5 protein-coding genes are annotated in these 4,973 nt (G+C 71.9%); 4 read left to right on the top strand and 1 reads right to left on the bottom strand.

The window, feature by feature from the left end; all coding sequences use genetic code 11:
- The first annotated feature begins 190 nt into the window (after window positions 1-190).
- Window positions 191-580: a hypothetical protein gene (locus C1J01_RS46175; RefSeq protein ID WP_111185334.1), complete on the top strand. Its 390-nt coding sequence runs from the start codon at window positions 191-193 to the stop codon at window positions 578-580.
- 3 nt (window positions 581-583) lie between these two features.
- Here the strand turns inward: C1J01_RS46175 and C1J01_RS46170 are convergent, their stop codons facing one another.
- On the bottom strand, window positions 584-1,699 hold the full coding sequence (locus tag C1J01_RS46170) for a DUF418 domain-containing protein (protein WP_235855125.1): 1,116 nt from the start codon (window positions 1,697-1,699) through the stop codon (window positions 584-586).
- 448 nt (window positions 1,700-2,147) lie between these two features.
- Here C1J01_RS46170 and C1J01_RS46165 point away from each other — a divergent pair, with 448 nt between their 5' ends.
- The 3 genes from C1J01_RS46165 to C1J01_RS46155 form a co-directional block, all read left to right on the top strand.
- Entirely contained in the window at window positions 2,148-3,383 is a 1,236-nt protein-coding gene (locus C1J01_RS46165) for a Cmx/CmrA family chloramphenicol efflux MFS transporter (RefSeq protein WP_111185333.1), read from the top strand.
- Window positions 3,384-3,435: 52 nt separating this feature from the next.
- Complete coding sequence (locus C1J01_RS46160) at window positions 3,436-4,317, top strand: aminoglycoside phosphotransferase family protein (RefSeq protein ID WP_111185332.1); 882 nt, start codon at window positions 3,436-3,438, stop codon at window positions 4,315-4,317.
- A 130-nt stretch (window positions 4,318-4,447) separates the two neighbouring features.
- Window positions 4,448-4,973: complex I subunit 1/NuoH family protein (locus C1J01_RS46155; protein WP_181449336.1), on the top strand; the 526-nt coding region annotated here is incomplete at its 3' end.

Below are 4,973 nucleotides of genomic sequence, written 5' to 3'. Positions count from 1 at the left end.
CTACGCGTCAGCGTCAGGCGCCTCCGCCGAGCCCGCCGCGTCGCGTGCGGAAGAGCGCATGCGGGATCGAGGAGAAGGCCGTCCGGGTGACCGGGCGGCGGGCTCGGCGGAGGCGCCTGACGCTGACGCGTAGCCGCCGGCGCGAGCCTGACCACCCCCAGCTCCAAACCCCCCTTGGAGGTCGTTCGCCATGGGAGTCGCCGTATGGGCGCTCATCGCCTACATCGCCATCATCGTCATCTGGAACGGAGTGCTGAAACGCAACATCGGTGAGGCGATGCTCATCGGGTTCGCCGGCGTGTGCCTGTTCGGCGGCACCGGCCTCTTCGACCTCGCGTGGGCCGGCATCGCCGACGCGCTGGCCGAGGAGGTCGCCTTCGCCGCCCTGGCGTTCGTCTTCCTGGCGCTCGGTGTGGTCGTCGTGCTCGTGCAGGCGGCGGGCCTGGTCGCCGGCAGCCCTGCTCTGGTGTCGGGCGCCGTCTCGGCGCTCGGCATGGCGATGACCGTCGCCGCGGGGCTGACCGGGCTGCTCGGGTTCGCGATGTCGTACCTGTTCCGCTGGAAGGCCGGCGAGGACTGACGGTCAGCGGACCGCGCCCGAGGGGAGCGGCGCCTGGTAGGCCCACTGCCAGGCCAGTTCGAGCGGGCCGCGCGGGAAGCGGCGCAACCACAGCGAGGCGAGCGCAGCGAACAGCAGGCAGATGCCCGCCCACGCCGCCGGCACCCACCAGGGGCGCAGCCAGTCGAGCTCGGCCGCCAGACCGAGGCCCCAGCCGTAGCAGAGCGCGCAGGCGATCAGGTTCTGCAGGACGTAGCAGGACAGGGCCGTGCGGCCGACGTTCGTGACGGCCGTGCGGACCGGGCCCGGCTCGCCGCGCAGGCCGAGCACGATCGAGGTGATCAGCCCGAGCAGGCCCAGGGCGACAAGGGGCGGCAGGATGTAGCGGTCGACGGCGAACCAGGCCGGGCCGGCGAAGGTCGTGACCAGATTCAGCGGCGCGGCGACGCCGAGCCCGAGGACGGTCAGCCGCCTGCGCAGGGCCGCCCCGCGTTCGTCGAAGACGCCGGCCCGCAGCAGGCGGGCGCCGAGCAGGAACAGCACGGTCCCCATCGGGATGATGAGGATCAGCTCCGACCGGTAGACGGCCAGGTTCTGCAGGCGGGCGGCGACCTGGTCGGGCCAGCCGCCCTCGGTGTAGAGGCCGGTCGCGGTGCCGGTGACCGCGCCGCCGCCGGCCAGCAGGGCCGCGGTCAGCAGCGTCACCAGCAGGATGTGCACGGCGCCCGCGCCGATCATCCAGCCCCTGATCACGCGGTCGCTCCTGCCGATCAGGTACGCCACGACCACGGACGTGATCGCGTACCCCATGAGCACGTCGAACTCGAAGACCAGGACGTAGTGCAGCGCGCCCTCGACGAACAGCAGCGTGGCCCGCCACAGATACCTGCCGGGCCACTTCAGGCCCTTGCGCACGGCGCTGCGGTACTGCAGTTCGAGGCCGATGCCGAAGAGTAACGTCAGCAGGCCGAGGAACTTGCCGTTGGACAGGAACAGCAGGAACCTCTCCACGACGCCGCCGCCGAGCGCCAGGAAGTTCGCCGGGCCGTTCGGATCGGTGAAGATCCAGATGTTCGAGGCGAGCGTGCCCATGATCGCCACACCTCGGAGCACGTCGAGAGCGTCGATGCGTTTCGTCACACCTCACAGCCTCCCGGCCGGGGCGGTCCGTGACCTCCTCACCTGGGGCGAATCCGGCCGTACACAGAACGATGTACGGCCTTACGTCTTTGGTCACGCCCCGCACGTCTTTGGTCACGCGGTGGACGACGCCGGCGAGGGGCGTCAATCCGGTGGACGGGGCCCGAGGGCCTTCACTAGGGTGTCGCCCGTGTCCAGTCCTGAGGCGTCAAGACGCTAGCCACCGGTCTCCGGTGGCCTGCCGAGGTGTCACGCGGACGCGCCGTCGCTGAGACGCGCGGTCTGCCGTCGTACCCGCCGCCGGATCACCGTCGTACGGACTGAATCCTGCCCGTGACTCCGCCACTCGAAAGTGGCGTCGAGCCGGGTCTTCCTTCACGCGGCGGCGTGCGCCCTGAGGCGCGCACGTGCTGCCGTTCTCTTTCGACGGCTCTGGAGTTTTCCGCTCATGCCTTTCGCCATCTACGTCCTCGGACTGGCGGTATTCGCCCAAGCGACCTCTGAATTCATGCTTTCCGGGCTTATTCCGGATATAGCTGCTGAAATGCACGTGTCCCTTTCGGCCGCCGGCGCACTGACGTCCGCGTTCGCCGTGGGAATGATCGTCGGAGCGCCGCTCATGGCGGTTCTCAGCCTGCGCTGGCCGCGCCGCCGGGCACTGCTCGTCTTCCTGACCGCGTTCGTGGTCGTGCACGTCATCGGCGCGGTCACCGCCGACTTCCCGGTGCTCCTGGCGACCAGGGTGGTCGGGGCGCTGGCCAACGCGGGCTTCCTCGCCGTGGGGCTCACGGCGGCCGCCGGCATGGTCGCGCCGGACGCCAAGGGGCGGGCGACCTCCGTCCTGCTCACCGGCACCACGCTCGCCTGCGTCGCAGGTGTGCCCGCCGGCGCCGTGCTCGGCCAGGCGTACGGCTGGCGGGCGGCGTTCTGGGCCGTCGCCCTGATCTGCCTGCCGGCCGTCCTCGCCGTGCTGCGCTCAGTGCCCGACACGACGCCTGCCGCGACGCCCGCCGCGACGCCTGCCGCGACGCCCGCCGCGACTTACGGTGGCGTCCGTCCCAGCGCGCGGCGTGAGCTGCGGGCGCTGCGCCGCCCCCGCCTGCTGGTGGTGCTGCTGGTCGCCGCGCTGGTGAATGCCGCCACGTTCTGCGCCTTCACCTACCTGGCGCCGGTGGTCACCGAGGTCGGCGGGTTCTCCGAAGGGTGGGTGCCGGTGATGCTGGCCCTGTTCGGCCTCGGGGCGTTCGCCGGGGTGACCGTCGGCGGGCGCCTGTCCGACACGCGGCCGATGTGGGTCCTGCTGCCCGGCGGGATCGCGTCGCTCGCCGGATGGGGACTCTTCGCGGCCACGGCGGGCAGCCCCGCCGCCGTGTTCGTGCTCGTCCTCGTCCAGGGCACCCTGTCGTTCGCGGTCGGCTCGACCCTGATCGCGCGGGTGATGTACGCGGCGCCGGACGCGCCCTCCCTCGCGGGCTCGTTCGCGACCGCGGCGTTCAACGTGGGCGCCGCCGCCGGTCCCGCCGCCGGGGGCCTCGCCCTCGCCGCGGGGCTGGGCTTCCGCTCGCCGCTGTGGGTCAGCGCCCTGCTGGTGGCGGCGGCGCTGGTCACAGCCGGTCTCGCCTGGGCGGTACGGCCCCTGCGCCGCGGAAAACCGGTGGACGGGCGGGTCAGCGGCGGGCTGTGATGGGTCGCGGCCGTCCGCCGTACGCAGCGGACCGATCGCAGGAGCCACTCCGTTGACGACCGCGGACACCCGCCCCTTGATCACCGCCGCCCTCGTCAGGCGGCTGGTCGGCACGCAGTTCCCGCAGTGGGCGGGGTCGCCGCTGCGGCTCGTCGACCCCGCCGGCTCCGACCACGTGATCTACCGGCTCGGCGACGAGCTGTCCGTCCGGCTGCCCCGCCACGCCGGCGCCATCGGGCAGGCCAGGAAGGAGATGGAGTGGCTGCCCCGGCTCGCCGCCCACCTGCCCCTGGCCGTCCCGGTGCCGGTGGCCGTGGGCGAGCCGGCGTTCGGCTACCCCTGGCACTGGGCGGTGTCCCGCTGGCTGGACGGCGAGGTGGCGACCGTCGAGGCGCTCGGCGGCTCCGCCGAGGCCGCCGTCGGGCTGGCGGAGTTCCTGACCGCCCTGCAGCGGTTCGAGGAGGCGCCCGCGGGCCTGGCCGGCGAGTCGCTCGCCGACCGCGACCGGGCGACGCGGGCCGCGATCGCGCAGGTCGGCGGCGTCTTCGACGGCGTCTTCGACAGGGCGGCGATGACCGAGCTGTGGGAGGCGGCGCTGAACGCCCCGGCATGGGGCCGCCCTCCGGTCTGGTTCCACGGCGACTTCCACACCGGCAACCTGCTCACCGTCGGCGGCCGTCTCAGCGCGGTCATCGATTTCGGCGGGCTCGGCGCCGGCGACCCCGCGTGCGACCTGGTCATCGCCTTCACTTTGATGTCGGCCCGGAGCCGCGCCGTCTTCCGGGCCGCGCTCGGCGTGGACGAGGCGACCTGGACGCGCGGCCGCGGCTGGGCCCTGACCACCGGCCTGAACGCCTACACCGCCTACGCCGCTACCGACCCCCGGGTGGCCGCGCAGACCACCCGCCAGATCACCGAGGCCCTCATCGGCTAGGAAACCCCGCGAAATGTTTCTGGCCGCTTTGTCCCAAAAGCGGCGGGCTGAATTCTCGTGTGTAACGATGAAATCACGCAGGTGTCACTCGAATGCCCGTAAGCCCTGAGCAGATGAGAGGTGGCCGACGATGCGCATTCTCGCCGCCGATCCCACCCTTGCCGATTTCGGCAAGGACCCGCTGTGGATCGTCATCGTCAAGGCCGTGATGTTGTTCCTGTTCCTCCTGCTGGGCGTCATGTTCGGCGTGTGGTTCGAGCGCAAGCTCATCGCGCGGATGCAGCACCGCTACGGCCCCAACCGGGCCGGCCGGTTCGGGCTGCTGCAATCCGTGGCCGACGCGCTGAAGATGGGCCTGAAAGAGGATCTCTTCCCGCGCACGGTCGACCGGGTGCTCTACTTCCTGGCGCCGGTGATCATGGTGGTGCCGGCGTTCCTGGCCTTCTCGATCGTGCCGTTCGCGCCGATGGTCGACCTGTTCGGCGTGCGGACGCCGCTGCAGCTGGTGGACCTGCCGGTGGCGGTGCTCTTCATGCTGGCCATGGGCGCGGTCTCCGTCTACGGCGTGGTGCTGGCCGGCTGGTCGTCGCGCTCGCCGTACGCGCTGCTCGGCGGTATGCGGTCGGCGGCGCAGGTGGTCTCCTACGAGATCGCGA

The sequence above is a fragment of the Nonomuraea aridisoli genome (assembly GCF_003236395.1).
Taxonomy (GTDB): domain Bacteria; phylum Actinomycetota; class Actinomycetes; order Streptosporangiales; family Streptosporangiaceae; genus Nonomuraea; species Nonomuraea aridisoli.
The sequence above is the reverse complement of the archived record's forward strand: the minus strand, read 5'-3'. Positions and strand labels throughout refer to the sequence as shown.

Bases quoted from the DNA above. Each gene is read 5' to 3' on its own strand.
- C1J01_RS46175 (WP_111185334.1), top strand. From the start codon at position 191: ATGGGAGTCGCCGTATGGGCGCTCATCGCCTACATCGCCATCATCGTC.
- C1J01_RS46165 (WP_111185333.1), top strand. From the start codon at position 2,148: ATGCCTTTCGCCATCTACGTCCTCGGACTGGCGGTATTCGCCCAAGCG.